Annotated in this window: 1 pseudogene; it reads left to right on the top strand. The window is 74.8% G+C overall.

Annotated elements, in window-relative coordinates:
• A pseudogene (locus ACLQ24_RS30395) lies at nt 1-381 on the top strand (DUF4314 domain-containing protein); the annotation flags it as partial.

Genomic DNA, 381 nt, shown 5'->3' with positions numbered 1-381 from the left:
CCGGCACCGTCCGCCGCCACGACCAGCGGCAGAACATCGTCGAGGTCGCCTGGGACAGCGGCTCGACGCTGTCGATGAGCCTCGACGACGGCGACCGCATCGCACCAGCCACCACCCCGCCGCCCACCGGCGATCCGGTCGCCGAGGCCACCGAATGGGCCGCCACGCTGCGGCGCATGCGGGCCGCCGGCACCGAGGCCGGCCACACCGCCGCCGAGTGGTGGGCGCAGGACACCATCGGCGCCAGGGTCAGCGGCGACACCCGCCTGGCCGCCCGCCGGATCCTGGCCGGCATCCACGACGGCGATCCCGCCGTCCTCAACACGTTGCCCCACTTCTCCTCGGCTGGAGACTCGGTCGATGCCGCCGGGTGGGAGCTGT

The sequence above is a fragment of the Micromonospora sp. DT4 genome (assembly GCF_049841675.1).
GTDB lineage: Bacteria > Actinomycetota > Actinomycetes > Mycobacteriales > Micromonosporaceae > Micromonospora.
Note: the sequence above shows the minus strand (reverse complement) of the source record. Positions and strands in the feature narration are given on the sequence as shown.